This window comes from Niallia sp. FSL R7-0648 (assembly GCF_038007005.1).
Classification (GTDB): Bacteria; Bacillota; Bacilli; order Bacillales; family Cytobacillaceae; genus Niallia; species Niallia circulans.
The window spans coordinates 2,791,742-2,806,555 of the sequence record NZ_JBBOWE010000001.1 but is presented as its reverse complement, the minus strand read 5'-3'; the positions used below and the strand labels follow the sequence as shown (position 1 = coordinate 2,806,555).

At 35.2% G+C, this 14,814-nt stretch carries 16 protein-coding genes and 1 other annotated feature; of the genes, 15 read left to right on the top strand and 1 reads right to left on the bottom strand.

Going from position 1 to position 14,814, the window contains the following annotated elements:
- Window positions 1-35 precede the first annotated feature (35 nt).
- From NSQ89_RS13850 to NSQ89_RS13780, 15 genes are all read left to right on the top strand, one after another.
- Window positions 36-224 (top strand): hypothetical protein, encoded by a 189-nt coding sequence (locus NSQ89_RS13850; RefSeq protein ID WP_047944344.1) that lies wholly within the window; start codon window positions 36-38, stop codon window positions 222-224.
- A gap of 54 nt (window positions 225-278) precedes the next feature.
- Complete coding sequence (locus NSQ89_RS13845; protein ID WP_082810098.1) at window positions 279-410, top strand: YrzQ family protein; 132 nt, start codon at window positions 279-281, stop codon at window positions 408-410.
- A gap of 286 nt (window positions 411-696) precedes the next feature.
- Entirely contained in the window at window positions 697-1,776 is a 1,080-nt protein-coding gene (locus tag NSQ89_RS13840; RefSeq protein WP_047944336.1) for an AI-2E family transporter, read from the top strand.
- A gap of 59 nt (window positions 1,777-1,835) precedes the next feature.
- Window positions 1,836-2,067, top strand: a binding site (T-box leader).
- Between the two features lie 85 nt (window positions 2,068-2,152).
- Window positions 2,153-4,780, top strand: a complete 2,628-nt coding sequence (gene alaS, locus NSQ89_RS13835; protein ID WP_047944337.1) for an alanine--tRNA ligase — start codon at window positions 2,153-2,155, stop codon at window positions 4,778-4,780.
- A 74-nt stretch (window positions 4,781-4,854) separates the two neighbouring features.
- Window positions 4,855-5,121 (top strand): IreB family regulatory phosphoprotein, encoded by a 267-nt coding sequence (locus NSQ89_RS13830; RefSeq protein ID WP_047944338.1) that lies wholly within the window; start codon window positions 4,855-4,857, stop codon window positions 5,119-5,121.
- Window positions 5,122-5,125: 4 nt separating this feature from the next.
- Window positions 5,126-5,542: a Holliday junction resolvase RuvX gene (gene ruvX, locus NSQ89_RS13825; protein ID WP_047944339.1), complete on the top strand. Its 417-nt coding sequence runs from the start codon at window positions 5,126-5,128 to the stop codon at window positions 5,540-5,542.
- A 12-nt stretch (window positions 5,543-5,554) separates the two neighbouring features.
- Window positions 5,555-5,842 (top strand): DUF1292 domain-containing protein, encoded by a 288-nt coding sequence (locus NSQ89_RS13820; protein WP_047944340.1) that lies wholly within the window; start codon window positions 5,555-5,557, stop codon window positions 5,840-5,842.
- A gap of 181 nt (window positions 5,843-6,023) precedes the next feature.
- The gene (gene mltG, locus NSQ89_RS13815; RefSeq protein WP_095322640.1) at window positions 6,024-7,172 is read left to right on the top strand and encodes an endolytic transglycosylase MltG; all 1,149 of its coding nucleotides are present in this window, start codon (window positions 6,024-6,026) and stop codon (window positions 7,170-7,172) included.
- A gap of 306 nt (window positions 7,173-7,478) precedes the next feature.
- Entirely contained in the window at window positions 7,479-8,120 is a 642-nt protein-coding gene (locus NSQ89_RS13810; RefSeq protein WP_047944028.1) for an O-methyltransferase, read from the top strand.
- Window positions 8,121-8,122: 2 nt separating this feature from the next.
- Entirely contained in the window at window positions 8,123-9,052 is a 930-nt protein-coding gene (locus tag NSQ89_RS13805) for a peptidase U32 family protein (RefSeq protein WP_341132785.1), read from the top strand.
- Between the two features lie 21 nt (window positions 9,053-9,073).
- Entirely contained in the window at window positions 9,074-10,342 is a 1,269-nt protein-coding gene (locus NSQ89_RS13800; protein WP_047944030.1) for a peptidase U32 family protein, read from the top strand.
- Between the two features lie 5 nt (window positions 10,343-10,347).
- Complete coding sequence (gene udk / locus NSQ89_RS13795) at window positions 10,348-10,983, top strand: uridine kinase (RefSeq protein WP_047944031.1); 636 nt, start codon at window positions 10,348-10,350, stop codon at window positions 10,981-10,983.
- A gap of 391 nt (window positions 10,984-11,374) precedes the next feature.
- The gene (gene greA / locus NSQ89_RS13790) at window positions 11,375-11,851 is read left to right on the top strand and encodes a transcription elongation factor GreA (protein ID WP_047944032.1); all 477 of its coding nucleotides are present in this window, start codon (window positions 11,375-11,377) and stop codon (window positions 11,849-11,851) included.
- Between the two features lie 95 nt (window positions 11,852-11,946).
- Entirely contained in the window at window positions 11,947-13,710 is a 1,764-nt protein-coding gene (locus tag NSQ89_RS13785) for a peptidoglycan D,D-transpeptidase FtsI family protein (protein WP_341132784.1), read from the top strand.
- 131 nt (window positions 13,711-13,841) lie between these two features.
- The gene (locus tag NSQ89_RS13780; protein ID WP_053215773.1) at window positions 13,842-14,480 is read left to right on the top strand and encodes a DUF1510 family protein; all 639 of its coding nucleotides are present in this window, start codon (window positions 13,842-13,844) and stop codon (window positions 14,478-14,480) included.
- Between the two features lie 38 nt (window positions 14,481-14,518).
- Here the strand turns inward: NSQ89_RS13780 and NSQ89_RS13775 are convergent, their stop codons facing one another.
- On the bottom strand, window positions 14,519-14,731 hold the full coding sequence (locus tag NSQ89_RS13775; RefSeq protein ID WP_061800767.1) for a YrzA family protein: 213 nt from the start codon (window positions 14,729-14,731) through the stop codon (window positions 14,519-14,521).
- Window positions 14,732-14,814: the final 83 nt, after the last annotated feature.

Genomic DNA, 14,814 nt, shown 5'->3' with positions numbered 1-14,814 from the left:
TATTTCATGAAACGAATAAAGATGAGGTGTTTCCTATGCTCAAATGTCCAAATTGTCAGAGCAAAGATATTGGGAAAATTGGAATCAATCAATATTACTGCTGGAATTGCTTTATTGAATTATCGCTTACGAAAGGGATTATTCATACACATCAAGTAGAAGAAGATGGAAGCTTAAGTTCTTTAGACGACTTATTTGACGAAGAAGAGCGTCGATTAAGCTAAGTTTGTCTTTGTGTAATCTTGGCGCTCACTTCCATATAAAAGGGGTGCAAAGTAATGGGTAAAGCGATAAATACAGCAATAGCGATTGGAGCTGGTGTAGTGGCACTTAGCTATATGCAAAAAAATAATATGATAAGTCAAAAACAACTGAAAAAAGTGCAGAGAAAAGTAATGAAGATGTTTTAATGGTGAGTCAGAAGATAAGGCAGGAAAAGAATTCCTGCCCTATTTTAACCCAAGCACTGATACGAAGAACTCAAAAAAATTTCGTATCAGTGCTTGGGCTTTTTCATTTTATTATTATGTTTTGAAATTATAGTCAAGCAGGCTTTCCATTGTGCAGCAGCCACTATGTGACGGAAACAAACATAAGTCAATTACACAGATAGTTTATTTGAAATGGAGAACTAGATAAAAAATGCATAAAAATTCCTATTATCTCTCACAATACATTAAGGAGGGAGGAAAGGAAATGGATATAAGAATAAAATGGTATTATCGATTAGGATTTACCTTACTACTTTTTATTGTTTTATTTATTTTTATAAAACTATCGCCGATATGGTTACCCATTTTAAGTCTTATAACAAAGGTTATAACTCCTTTTATTATTGGTGCGTTTTTTACGTACTTACTTCATCCAATAGTAGAATTATTACATAAAAAAGGTTTACATAGAGGATTGTCTGTTGCATTTATTTATATTTTATTTTTTGGCGGGATTGGATATGCAATCTATAAAGGTATCCCAATTCTTATTGATCAGCTGGAAGAGCTGACAGTTAGTGCTCCAAAACTTGCAGAGCGATATAAAGATTTAATTGATTCGATTCAAAATAAAATGGAGTCTTGGCCGCTCAATCTACAGGATAAAGTTGACCGTGGAATTGACATATTTGAAAGGAAAATGGAATCTCTTTTGAATAAAGTAATTAATGGGGCCATGGGGATTGTCAATTATTCGATTATAATTATGCTTATTCCCTTTATCTCTTTTTATATGTTAAAGGATATAAATGCGGTAAGAAAAGGCTTTAATGGATTAATTCCTAATAAATGGCGCAATAGTGCTCGCTTATTTTTAGAGGATGTAAATGAATCATTAGGCAGCTATATAAGAGGACAATTATTAGTTTGTACAATTATTGGAGTTATTTCTATGATTCTTTTTCTGATATTTCATATGAAATTTGCCCTTGTATTAGGAATGATCATAGGAATAACTAATGTCATTCCATACTTTGGACCGGTAATCGGAGCTGTTCCAGCATTAATTGTAGCAAGTACTGTTTCTGTGAAAATGATTATTATTGTCGTGATTATCATTATTATTCTGCAATTTCTCGAAGGAAATATATTATCGCCATATATAGTAGGGAAAAGCACTCATATGCATCCTCTGTTTATTATGTTTGCGCTATTGCTAGGAGAAGAGATAGGCGGGATGATTGGAATGATTGTAGCAGTTCCTTTATTATCAATTGTAAAAGTGGCCATCATTCATATGAAAACCCATTTTGGAAAAAAAGAACGAGAAATGAAACGTATATAAATAGACCAATATTGACAATACTGCCTAATAATCAGTATAATTCGAATGAAGCATATATCGATAAAATGGTGAGAGAAATAAGTAGATTATAGACCACTCTAAAGAGAGGAATTCCCTTTGGCTGAAAGGAGTTCTAGGTGAAGGATAATTGAAAGCTAATTCTTGAATGCAGCTAATCACTGCCGTTTTCCGCGTTAAGGAATATTGAGAGATGGATATTATTTTTTATTATTTTTATATATTTTTATCCATAATCAGGGTGGTACCGCGAGCAATACTTTCGTCCCTGTCCAGGGATGGGAGTTTTTTTTATGCCTTAAAACGGTAAACTTTAGTGGTTGTAGCAAATACATAAGAAAAAATAGGAGGATATGTGATGAAAAACTTAACTGGTGCAGAAATAAGAAGCAAATTTTTAGAATTTTTTCAGGGCAAAGGGCATGCGATTGAGCCAAGTGCCTCTTTAGTCCCTCATGATGATCCGTCATTATTATGGATTAATAGTGGTGTAGCTACTTTAAAAAAATATTTTGATGGTCGTGTTATTCCTGAAAACCCTAGAATAACAAATGCACAAAAATCAATTCGCACTAACGATATTGAAAATGTGGGCAAAACAGCGCGTCACCATACTTTCTTTGAAATGCTTGGTAACTTTTCGATTGGGGATTATTTTAAAGAAGAAGCAATCGAATGGGCTTGGGAGTTCTTGACAGATGAAAAATGGATTGGCTTTGATAAAGAGAAGCTTTCTGTAACCATCCATCCTGAGGATGAAGAAGCATATGTTTTATGGAGAGATAAAATTGGCATACCGGAGAATCGCATCATTCGCTTAGAAGGTAATTTCTGGGACATAGGTGAAGGTCCAAGTGGTCCTAATACAGAAATATTCTATGACCGTGGTCCAGAATATGGAAATGATATCAACGATCCAGAATTATATCCAGGTGGAGAAAATGATCGTTACTTAGAAGTATGGAACCTTGTTTTCTCTGAATTTAACCATAATCCAGACGGCACTTATACACCACTGCCAAAGAAGAATATTGATACAGGTATGGGCTTGGAGCGTATGGCGTCTGTTGTTCAAAATGTTCCAACAAACTTTGATACAGATTTATTTATGCCGATTATTCGTGCGACTGAACAATTGGCAGATGCCGAGTATGGAAAGGATTCTTTAAGCGATGAAGCATTTAAAGTAATCGCAGACCATATACGTACAGTTGCTTTTGCGATAGGAGACGGAGCCCTGCCATCAAATGAAGGTAGAGGCTATGTATTACGACGTTTATTGCGCAGAGCAGTTCGTTATGCAAAGAAAATTAATATTAACAGACCATTTATGTTTGAATTAGTTCCAGTAGTTGCAGAAATTATGGTTGATTATTATCCAACTGTAAAAGAAAAGACAGAATTCATTCAAAAAGTAATGAAAAGTGAAGAAGAACGATTCCATGAAACATTAAATGAAGGTCTTGCAATTCTTTCAGAAGTAATGGAGAAAGCAAAAGACAATGGAGTTATTGCTGGAGAAGATATTTTCCGTTTGTACGATACATATGGATTCCCAGTTGAACTTACAGAGGAATATGCAGAGGAGCAAGGTCTGGCAATTGATCATGAAGGTTTTGAAAAAGAAATGGAAAGTCAGCGGGATCGGGCCCGCAAAGCACGTCATGAAGTTGACAGCATGCAAGTTCAAAGTGGAGTGTTAGGCAATATTAAAGTAGAAAGTGAATTTATTGGTTATGACCAGTGGTCGACTGAAGCGCAAATCGTGGCTTTATTAAAAAATGGTCTAGAAGTAGAGAGTGCAGAAGCAGGCGATGAAATCCAGTTTATATTAGATAAAACGCCATTCTATGCTGAAAGCGGTGGTCAAATTGCTGACAAAGGAATGTTAAAATCCGATCATGTAACAATTAGGGTGGAAGACGTTCAGAAAGCGCCAAATGGTCAAAATTTACACAAAGGAATAATTGAAACAGGAGCTGTTAGGTTAAATGATCGATTAGCAGCTAAAGTGGATAGTAAAAATCGTTCCAAAATAGTAAAGAACCATACAGCAACTCATTTATTGCATCAGGCATTAAAAGACGTTCTAGGAACACATGTTAATCAGGCAGGATCTCTTGTACAACCAGATCGTTTACGTTTTGATTTTTCTCATTTTGGGCAAATTACTGCAGAGGAATTAGATGAGATTGAACGCATCGTTAACGAAAAAATATGGGAAAGTATAGCAGTCCAAATTGATTACAAAGATATCGAAGAAGCGAAAGCAATGGGTGCAATGGCTTTATTTGGTGAGAAATATGGAAAAGTAGTACGTGTTGTTCAAGTTGGTGAGTATAGCTTAGAATTATGCGGCGGCTGTCATGTTGATAATACTTCAGCAATTGGTTTATTTAAAATTGTTTCGGAAGCTGGAATTGGTGCAGGAACAAGACGTATTGAAGCAGTAACTGGACAAGCAGCATACCAACAACTGACAGATCAAATCCACTTATTAAAAGAAGCGGCGAATAAATTAAAAACAAGTCCCAAAGATGTTGCTACTCGCGTTGACAGTCTTCTTACAGAAGTAAAGCAATTACAACGGGAAAATGAATCACTTGCTGCAAAACTAAGCAATATTGAAGCAGGAAATCTGGTTGATCAAGTAAAATTAGTCAATGAAGTCCCAGTATTAGCAGCTTCTATCCCAAATGTAGATATGAATAATCTTCGTACAATGGCAGATGAATTAAAACAAAAAATAGATTCTGTCGTATTAGTACTTGGAAGTGTCAATGAAGGAAAAGTAAATATTATTGCAGGTGTAACCAAAGATTTAATGGATAAAGGTTTCCACGCAGGGAAGATAGTAAAAGAAGTAGCTTCCATTTGTGGAGGCGGCGGAGGCGGCCGTCCAGATATGGCTCAAGCAGGCGGTAAAGATCCTTCTAAATTAAATGAAGCATTAGAATTTGTACAAGAATATGTAAAATCCGTTTGATATTAAGGACAAGTAGTGTAAAATGTAGATAACTCTTAACAGAAATTGTTCGAAAAGGAAATGGGGTGTTCAAAATGAGCTCATTTGATAAAACAATGAGATTCAATTTTCCAGAAGAACCATATGAACATGATGTAAAAGAAGTACTTTATCAAGTATACGATGCATTGCAAGAAAAAGGCTATAATCCAATTAATCAAATTGTTGGTTATTTACTTTCTGGGGATCCTGCTTATATTCCCCGTCACATGGATGCACGCAATATCATCCGAAAATTAGAACGTGATGAAATTATTGAGGAACTTGTAAAGTTTTATTTAAAACAGCAACGAGAGGAATAGACTTATGCGATTAATGGGCTTAGATGTTGGCTCAAAAACAGTAGGAGTTGCTGTTAGTGATGCTTTAGGATGGACAGCACAAGGAATTGAAACAATTAAAATTGATGAAGAGAAAGAACAATTTGGGCTTGAACGTATTGCGTCCTTGATTGTTGAGTATGATATAGGTAAAATAGTGGTTGGACTTCCTAAAAATATGAATGGCAGCATAGGCTTTCGTGGAGAAGCTAGTCAAATGTACGGGCAGCTTTTAGAAGAACGATTTGAACTGCCGGTTGTTTTTTGGGATGAACGACTAACAACGATGGCTGCCGAAAGAATTCTATTGGAAGCAGATGTTAGTAGAAAAAAACGTAAAAAAGTAATCGATAAAATGGCTGCATCTATCATTTTGCAAGGATATTTAGACAGTCAAAAATAATGAGGTGGAAATATGGAACACGGCGAGACTAATACAATTACAGTTGTAGATGAACAAGGAAATGAACAATTATGTGAGATTCTATTTACATTTGAATCAGATGAATTTGGAAAATCATATGTATTATATTACCCTCTTGGAGATGAAAGCGATGATGAGGAAATCGATATCCACGCATCTTCCTTCATTCCAAATGAAGAAACAGGCGATGGTGAACTTTCTCCAATTGAAACAGAAGAAGAATGGGATTTAGTCGAAGAAATGTTAAATACATTCCTTGCTGAACAAGAAGAAGAATAATAACAGATAGATGAAAAAAGAGTCCTTTTGGGCTCTTTTTTATTTTTTTGTGCACTTCTAGTCCCAGCTTTGAGTAGCATGTAAATTTCACTTAAAGCTACAACTTCCTTAGCAAAATATAGTATAATAGGTCGAGATATGTAAAAAATGTTTGAGTGGTGAGTGTCAAGGAGGGAAAAGATTGACGAATAATAAAGACGAGAACAATACAATAAATAGTAAGAAGGAGTTATTTATAGCTAATTTAAATCAGAGACAACAAGAAGCCAAATTAGTCAGAAGAGTCGTGGTCATTGTTGCCTTAGTATTAATTATGATTGTAGCAGTGGTAGGGACGTCTGGTTATTTTTACATAAAATCAGCATTAAAACCAGTTAATCCAGATAGTGATAAAGATATTGTAGTGGAAATTCCGATCGGTTCTGGCGTGAGCACTATTTCTCAATTACTGGAAGACAAGGGGCTCGTAAAAAATGCAAAGGTGTTTAAATATTATGTGAAATTTAAAAATGAGTCGAACTTCATGGCTGGAGAATATCATATGAATCCATCTATGTCGATTCAAGAGATTATTGACAGCTTGAAAACCGGAAAAATTATGCAAGAACCTGTCTTTACCATGACAATACCTGAAGGAAGACAATTAAAAGAAATTTCCGCTATTATCGCGAAGAAAACAAATCAAAAGGAAGAAGAGATTTGGAAACAATTAAACGATGAAGCGTTTATCAAAGGGTTAATGGCCAAATATCCAGATTTACTAACAACAGAAATTTGGGCGAAAAATATCAAATATCCACTAGAAGGCTATTTATTTCCTGCTACTTATTCTTATTATGAAGAAAAGCCAACATTGGAAGCGATTATTTCCGTTATGCTTGATAAAACAGAAAGTGTAGTAAAAGCATATGAAACGGAAATTGAACGAGATAAATTAACCGTCCATCAATTTTTAACAATGTCTTCGTTAATTGAAGAAGAAGCAACCAAAAATGTGGATAGAAAGAAAATTGCCAGTGTGTTCTATAATCGTATCGAACAAGGGATGCCATTGCAAACAGACCCGACGGTACTTTATGCATTAGGAGAGCATAAGGATAGAGTTTATTATAAAGATTTAGAGGTAGATTCGCCTTATAATACCTATCAAAATGTAGGCTTACCACCTGGACCAATTGCCAATGCAGGAACTGTTTCTATGGAAGCAGCACTGCATCCGGATGATACAGATTATCTCTATTTCTTAGCTTCGAAAGATGGAAAAGTGTACTTTTCTAAATCGCTTAATGAACATAATGAATTGAAAGCAAAATATATTACGAATGACTAACATTCTTCACCAAAAAACTACAGTCAAACAAAAAGATGTTTGGACTGTAGTCTTTTTTTAAAATTACGTTATATTGTTCGAAAAATTGTCATCTTTTATGTAGATTGCTGTTGATATCTGAAGATTTATTAGCATTCTACTATATTTTATGATAAAATGGTACAAGTGTTTTTGAGTATACCTTTAATGAAATACCCAAATTATATACACTTTTTTGATGTGTTAGGTTCTTAATAAGAAGCTAACTATTTTTAGGTAGAAGACAAAAGGATAGGGCTTTATGGATTAATTAGGAGGGACTCATCCTTGCAAAATAAACAAATCCTGGAGTACATTGAAAATTTAATTCCAGAAAGAAATAACCAGATAAGTGAAATGGAACAATATGCGAAACAAAATGAAGTTCCCATTATGGAGTTAATAGGGATTGAAACATTATTACAATTACTAAGAATTCAGCAGCCTAAAAAAATATTAGAAGTGGGCACGGCGATAGGATATTCTGCAATAAGAATGGCGGAAGCATTACCATCGTCTCAAATAGTTACGTTGGAAAGAGATGAACAAAGGTATTTAGTAGCGAAGGAAAATGTCGAAAAGTTTAAGCTTGAAGCACAAATTGTCCTATTACAAGGTGATGCCCTTGAATTAGGTTCTATAGTTCAGCAATATGGGCCGTTTGATGCTATCTTTATCGATGCTGCAAAGGGACAATATCAAAAGTTTTTCGATCTTTACAGTCCGTTTTTATCGAATGACGGAATCGTGTATACAGATAATATATTGTTTCATGGTTTAGTGGCAGCAGAAGAGATAGATAGTAGAAACCTTCGTCAATTAGTTCGTAAAATAAGAAATTATAATCAATGGCTTATGGGAAATCAGGATTATCACACAGCAATTTTGCCTGTGGGAGACGGTATTGCAATTAGTAAAAAGAGGGGATAAGAATGAAAAAACCGGAATTACTAGTAACGCCAACCAGTATAAACGATATAGAGCCGCTTATTGATAATGGAGCAGATGCTTTTGTTATTGGTGAACAAAAATTTGGTTTGAGATTAGCCGGTGAATTTAATCGAGACGATGTAAAAAAGGCGATTGAAATCGCACACCAAAGAGGGAAAAAAGTATATGTGGCTGTAAATGCAATTTTTCATAATGATAAAATTGAAGATGTAACAGAATATCTTCGGTTTTTAGTGGCTGTAAATGCGGATGCAATATATTATGGGGATCCAGCTGTTTTAATGCTTGCCAGAGAAGTTGCACCAAATATGAAACTGCATTGGAATACAGAAACAACAGGGACAAACTGGTACACGTGTAATTATTGGGGACGAAAAGGTGCAAAAAGAGCGGTCCTTGCAAGAGAAATTAGCATGGATGCCATCATTGAGACGAAAGAAAATGCAGAAGTGGAGATTGAAATCCAAGTTCATGGAATGACAACGATGTTTCAATCAAAACGTACTTTACTAGAACATTACTTTCAATATCAAGGGAAAGAAGTGGAATTGGAAGCAAGCAAATCAGATAAGAACTTCTTCTTGCATGATAAAGAAAGAGAAAACAAATACCCGATTTTTCAGGATGAAAATGGGACACATATTATGAGTCCAAATGACATTTGTATCATTGATGAGCTTTCAGACCTATTGGATGCTGGCATTGATTCATTTAAAATCGACGGTCTTTTGAAAGAACCAAGCTATATTCTTGCTGTTACTGGACTATATCATCAAGCAATGACTTTGTATTTAAATGATCCAGATCGATATGAAGAAGAAAAAGATCATTTACTTGCTGAGATAGAAAAAATTCAACCACCTAATAGACCATTGGATACAGGATTTTTCTTTAAAGAAACGGTTTACTAAACAAGTGGAGGAGAAGGGAAAATGACATTAGTTAAGGATCCTATTTCTGAAATAAGAGATGGAAAAAGAGTAATTGTAAAGAAACCGGAACTGCTAGCGCCTGCTGGTAATTTAGAGAAATTAAAAATTGCTGTTACATACGGTGCAGATGCTGTCTTTATTGGTGGACAAGAATATGGACTTCGTTCGAATGCTGGAAACTTCACTTTTGAAGAAATGAAAGAGGGAGTGGAGTTTGCTAAGAAATATCAAGCCAAAATATATGTTACTACCAATATATTTGCACATAATGAAAATATTGACGGTTTAGAAGATTACTTAATGGGCTTAAAGTCAGCAGGTGTACATGGAATTATTGTGGCAGACCCATTAATTATCGAGACATGCCGTAGAGTAGCACCTGAAATAGAAGTACATTTAAGTACACAGCAATCTCTTTCTAACTGGAAGGCAGTTCAGTATTGGAAGGAAGAAGGATTAGAACGGGTTGTGCTTGCTCGTGAAACAAGTGCAGAAGAGATAAAAGAAATGAAAGAAAAAGTAGATATTGAAATCGAAACGTTCATTCATGGCGCAATGTGTATCGCATATTCTGGTCGTTGTACATTGAGTAATCATATGACTGCTCGAGATTCTAACCGCGGCGGTTGTTGTCAGTCATGTCGCTGGGATTATGATTTGTACAAGCTAGATGGTGCGGAGGAAAAGCCTTTATTCTCTGAAGGTGATGCTCCTTTTGCGATGAGTCCAAAAGATTTAAAGCTTATCGAATCTATTCCACGTATGATTGAACTAGGCATAGACAGTTTAAAAATTGAAGGTAGAATGAAATCCATTCATTATATTGCTACAGTTGTTAGTGTATACCGAAAAGTGATTGATGCCTATTGTGCAGATCCAGATCATTTTGTCATTCAAGAGGAATGGCTGAGAGAACTAGATAAATGTGCAAATCGAGATACAGCACCTGCCTTCTTTGAAGGTCAGCCAGGGTATAAAGAGCAAATGTTTGGAAATCATAGCAAAAAGACCACTTTTGACTTTGCTGGTTTAGTGCTCGATTATAATGAAGAGACAAAAATAGTAACATTACAACAAAGAAACTTCTTCAAACAGGGGCAGGAAGTGGAGTTTTTTGGTCCAGAAATTGATAATTTTACAATGGTTGTTGATAAAATTTGGGATGCAGACGGGAAGGAAATCGATGCTGCAAGACATCCCTTACAAATTGTTAAATTTAAAGTGGACCACCCTGTTTATCCAAATAATATGATGCGAAAGGAGCTTTAATCAGCATGCAGCCGAAACCAGTAGTTATTGGTGTCGCAGGTGGCTCCGGATCTGGAAAAACAAGTGTGACCAAAGCTATATTTGACCATTTTAAAGGACATTCGATTTTAATGATCGAACAGGATTATTACTATAAAGATCAATCTCATTTACCATTTGAGGAAAGATTAAAAACAAATTATGACCATCCATTAGCATTTGATACAGAATTATTAATTGATCATATTCAAAAATTATTAGATTATGAAGCGGTGGAAAAGCCAGTATATAATTATGCTATGCATACTCGCTCTGATGAAACGATCTTAGTTGAACCTAAGGATGTAATCATTGTGGAAGGTATCCTCATACTGGAGGATGAAGGTCTTCGTGATTTAATGGATATGAAGTTATTTGTTGATACAGATGCGGATTTACGCATTATCAGAAGATTAATGAGGGATATCAAAGAAAGAGGTAGAACGATTGACTCTGTAATTGAACAATATGTTAATGTAGTTCGTCCCATGCATAATCAATTTATTGAACCAACCAAAAGATATGCAGATATTATAATTCCAGAGGGCGGTCATAATCACGTCGCCATTGATCTTATGGTTACTAAAATTCAAACAATTCTTGAACAAAAATCACTTTTATGAAACAATAGATAGTATTCATGCAAAATTTCTGACAGATAGGCTGTTCCATTATAGACAGCCTATTTTTCCAAATATGGATTATGTAAGAAACCAATGGGGTAAAATAACGGGATGAGTAAAAAGAAGCTTTCTGTAATGATATTTGATTATTTTATCCTATTGTTAATTTAACAAAAATCACTAAATAGTGAAAAAATGTTAAATCATTACAGACAATCTAATAGAAAATGCTTTCTTTTTTCTTCAATCCGTATTAAACTCATTCTATTAGAAAAAAAAGCGCGTCCATTTCTAAGTTGTCGTGCTATTATCTTTAAATACATATTTATTAGGGGTTTTACAAATAGCTTCATGGCTATTCATTAATCCCATACTTGAAGGAGTGAAGATTTTGGCAATCGAAAAAGAATTTCCAATGACATTAGCAGGTAAAGAAAAATTAGAACAGGAACTAGAACAGTTAAAAACAGTTAAACGTAAAGAAGTTGTAGAACGTATTAAAATTGCACGTAGTTTCGGTGACTTATCCGAAAACTCAGAGTATGATTCTGCAAAGGAAGAACAAGCCTTTGTGGAGGGACGTATCACTACGATTGAAAATATGATTCGAAATGCAAAAATTATCTCGGAAGATGAGCTGGATCGCGACACGGTTTCCCTTGGTAGTTCTGTTACATTCGTCGAGCTTCCAGACGGTGAAGAAGAAACATATACAATCGTTGGTAGTGCGGAAGCAGACCCATTCGAAGGGAAGATTTCAAACGATTCTCCAATTGCTAAAAGCTTAATTGGCAAAAAAGTTGGCGATAAAGTAATTGTACAAACTCCAGGTGGAGAAATGAATGTACAAATCGTTACAATTAAATAAGTAATTTAATGGAATGGATAACCGAATAAAAAGTTATCACTGACTTGTTTATAAATGAGACACCTCGTCAACACTCTTGATGAGGTGTTTTATTTATGTGGAGAAAAAGAATAGTTGGCATCGGTATCCTTTTTTTATTTGCTTTATGTATATTGCTAGGAAGGCTAATACAAGTGCAGTTAATAGAGACAAATCATTTTACCAAGCATAATATTAATTTGGTGGAAGCAAGTGTAAAACAAAGATCACAAGAAATGCTTTTGGATAATGGTCGTGGAACCTTTCTTGATAAACATGGAAATTCACTTACACATCAGACAAAAGCAGTTTTAATATTATTTCCTTTTTTAAATAAAATGGATTGGGATAGCAAAAAAGTAGCGGATATTATTGGGACAAGTGAATACAATGTAAAGAATAGCATAATCGATGCAAAAGATCCGGTAGTCTTTGGAGGAAAGGAACCATTGGAATTAACAAGCAGGCAGATGTCTGCTATCAATCAACTGAAGATTCCAGGTGTTTTTGCAGCAGAGAAAAAGTTTCATATCAATAATACTATCGCTGAACAACTGCTAGGAATCACTGGTCAAAATGAAGAGCAATTAGGAAAGCGATATCCTGATAGAAAGCTGGGGGGTTCAACATTAATTGGATTAACAGGCTTAGAAAGAAGCTTTGATGAATTTCTTTTGCCTGATGGCGAATCGAAGCTTGTCTATCATGTGGATGCAAAAGGAGGACCACTCTTTGGCTTAAATGTTAAATATGTGGAACCAGCAAATCCCTTTTATCCTGTAAATGTACGCACCACCATAGACACGGATTTACAGCAGATGGCAGAAGACTTGGTAGATGAGCAAGGCATAAAGAAGGGTGGACTAGTTCTGTTAGATCTAGAGGATAATTCGGTTGCTGCAATGGTTTCTAGGCCGAAGATAAATGCAACAGATCCTTATCAGACAGACGGAGTTAATAACTATATGCTAAAACAGCAGATTGTCGGCTCTGTCTTTAAAACAGTCATTGCAGCAGCTGCAATCGATCATAAATTGGATGATAACAATAAGCAATATGATTGTAGCAAGAAGATCAATGGCGAAGAAGATTTAACATATCAGCATGGGATGTTAAACTTTACAGAAAGCTTTGCGGTTAGTTGTAACAATACTTTTGGGACAATAGCGAAGGAGTTAAGTGATATCGATGAGAATTTAATCGAGGAATATGCAGCTAAATTATCGTTGACTAGTCTAGTGGGGTGGCGAGGCAGTGTTTTTCATTCTACTGATTTTAAACAGTTTAGTGGCGAAGAAATGGGAAGAGTTTTTTTGAATGAGGAAGCGAAAAGGGATAAGAACTATGTTGCATTAACGGGAATCGGACAGCATGAGGTACGGGTTACACCATTAGAAGTGGCAAATATGATGGCGACTATTGCTAGAGGAGGAGAAAAGGAAAGTGTCAGAGTTGTTTCAGATATTCAATACAAAAATGGCACAACCTTTTACTCCTTTGATAAGCAAGAGTTAGATGGAGAAAAAATATCTCCTTATACCGCCTCAAGACTCCAAAAATTACTAAGAGAAGTTGTTACAAACAATAAAGGAACTGGCAGATGGTTTCAAGAGCTACCCTATAAAGTTGCTGGAAAATCTGGAACCGCAGAAACTGGCGTATATAAAGAGGAGAAGCAGTTACATAATAAATGGTTTGCAGGTTATTTTCCTTATGAGAAGCCTAAATATGCCTTAGTAACAGTGAATTTAGATGTTTATTCAGATGAAGGCGGGGTCAATCAACTATTTGCAGAGGTGGTTAAAGGAATCGATAAAAAGCAGAAAAATGCAGCCCCCTAATACTCCGATAGGGTTCCTGCTTTTCTAAAAGTGTACTGCCATGTTAAAATATGTACAGTGAAAGAAGAAAAGTAAGAGTTAAATCAACTTATATAAAGAGGAAATGGAAAGGAAATAGGAGGAGAAACACCTTGAGTAATGAAATAAATAATGAAGGTAAAACAAGATACGCACAACGTTCCAAAAGAAAGAAAACGAATCTTATTTTAAATGGATTAATCGTTGCTGTGATTATACTAATTGTATTCGTATCGTATTCTATTTTTCATACAAATGATGAAAAAAATACAGCTAAAAATAAAGCAAACGAACCGAAATCAGGACAAGAAGTATCGGATGAGCATGAAACAGCTGCTTCGACGACTGAATCAGATAATAAAGAGGAGAACACTACTTCAGAAGAGGAAAAGGAATCTGATGGGGAGGAAATTGTCACAGAAGGCGGCAGTGACTCGAATGTTATTAAAACGATTGAGAATACTTCCTGGCAGCCTGTTGGAACATCCCAAACAGGAGAGCATGTAGCTACTTATTCAGAAGGGGTAGACTGGAACGAACAAATTAAAGCATTATCTTATGCAACCGGCTTAGATAGCGGGAATATGACTGTTTGGTTCCTTGGTAATAACAATCATGATCCTCAGAAGTCTATTGGAACAGTATCATCTAAAGATAAATCTGAAAAATATAGAGTATATATAGAATGGGTAGATGGAAGTGGCTGGAAACCAACGAAGGTAGAAGAAATAAAAGACTTAAATATTCGTTAAACTCGAACTGGAGAATAAAGCTCCAGTTCTTTTTTTGTTTAAAACTGCTTTTTCATTTTAAAATGGACAACGGCTGTGTAATAAGGCCGACCATTCTCTAGTAAAGTAACTTGATGGGCGACAGAGTGTACTGATAGCAATATAGCTTTATTGACTTCTACTTGTTCATTGATTTTTTTCTCGATTGCTTTTAGACTCTCTCCTTCAAAAAACTCTACCTTATCTTCTATCATTTCTAATTGGATATTCATGCTTAAAACTTCCTTTCTTCCTAACAGTAAAAATATCATAACATAAGGAGACAATGGAATAATAATAATACATAAAAACAGTC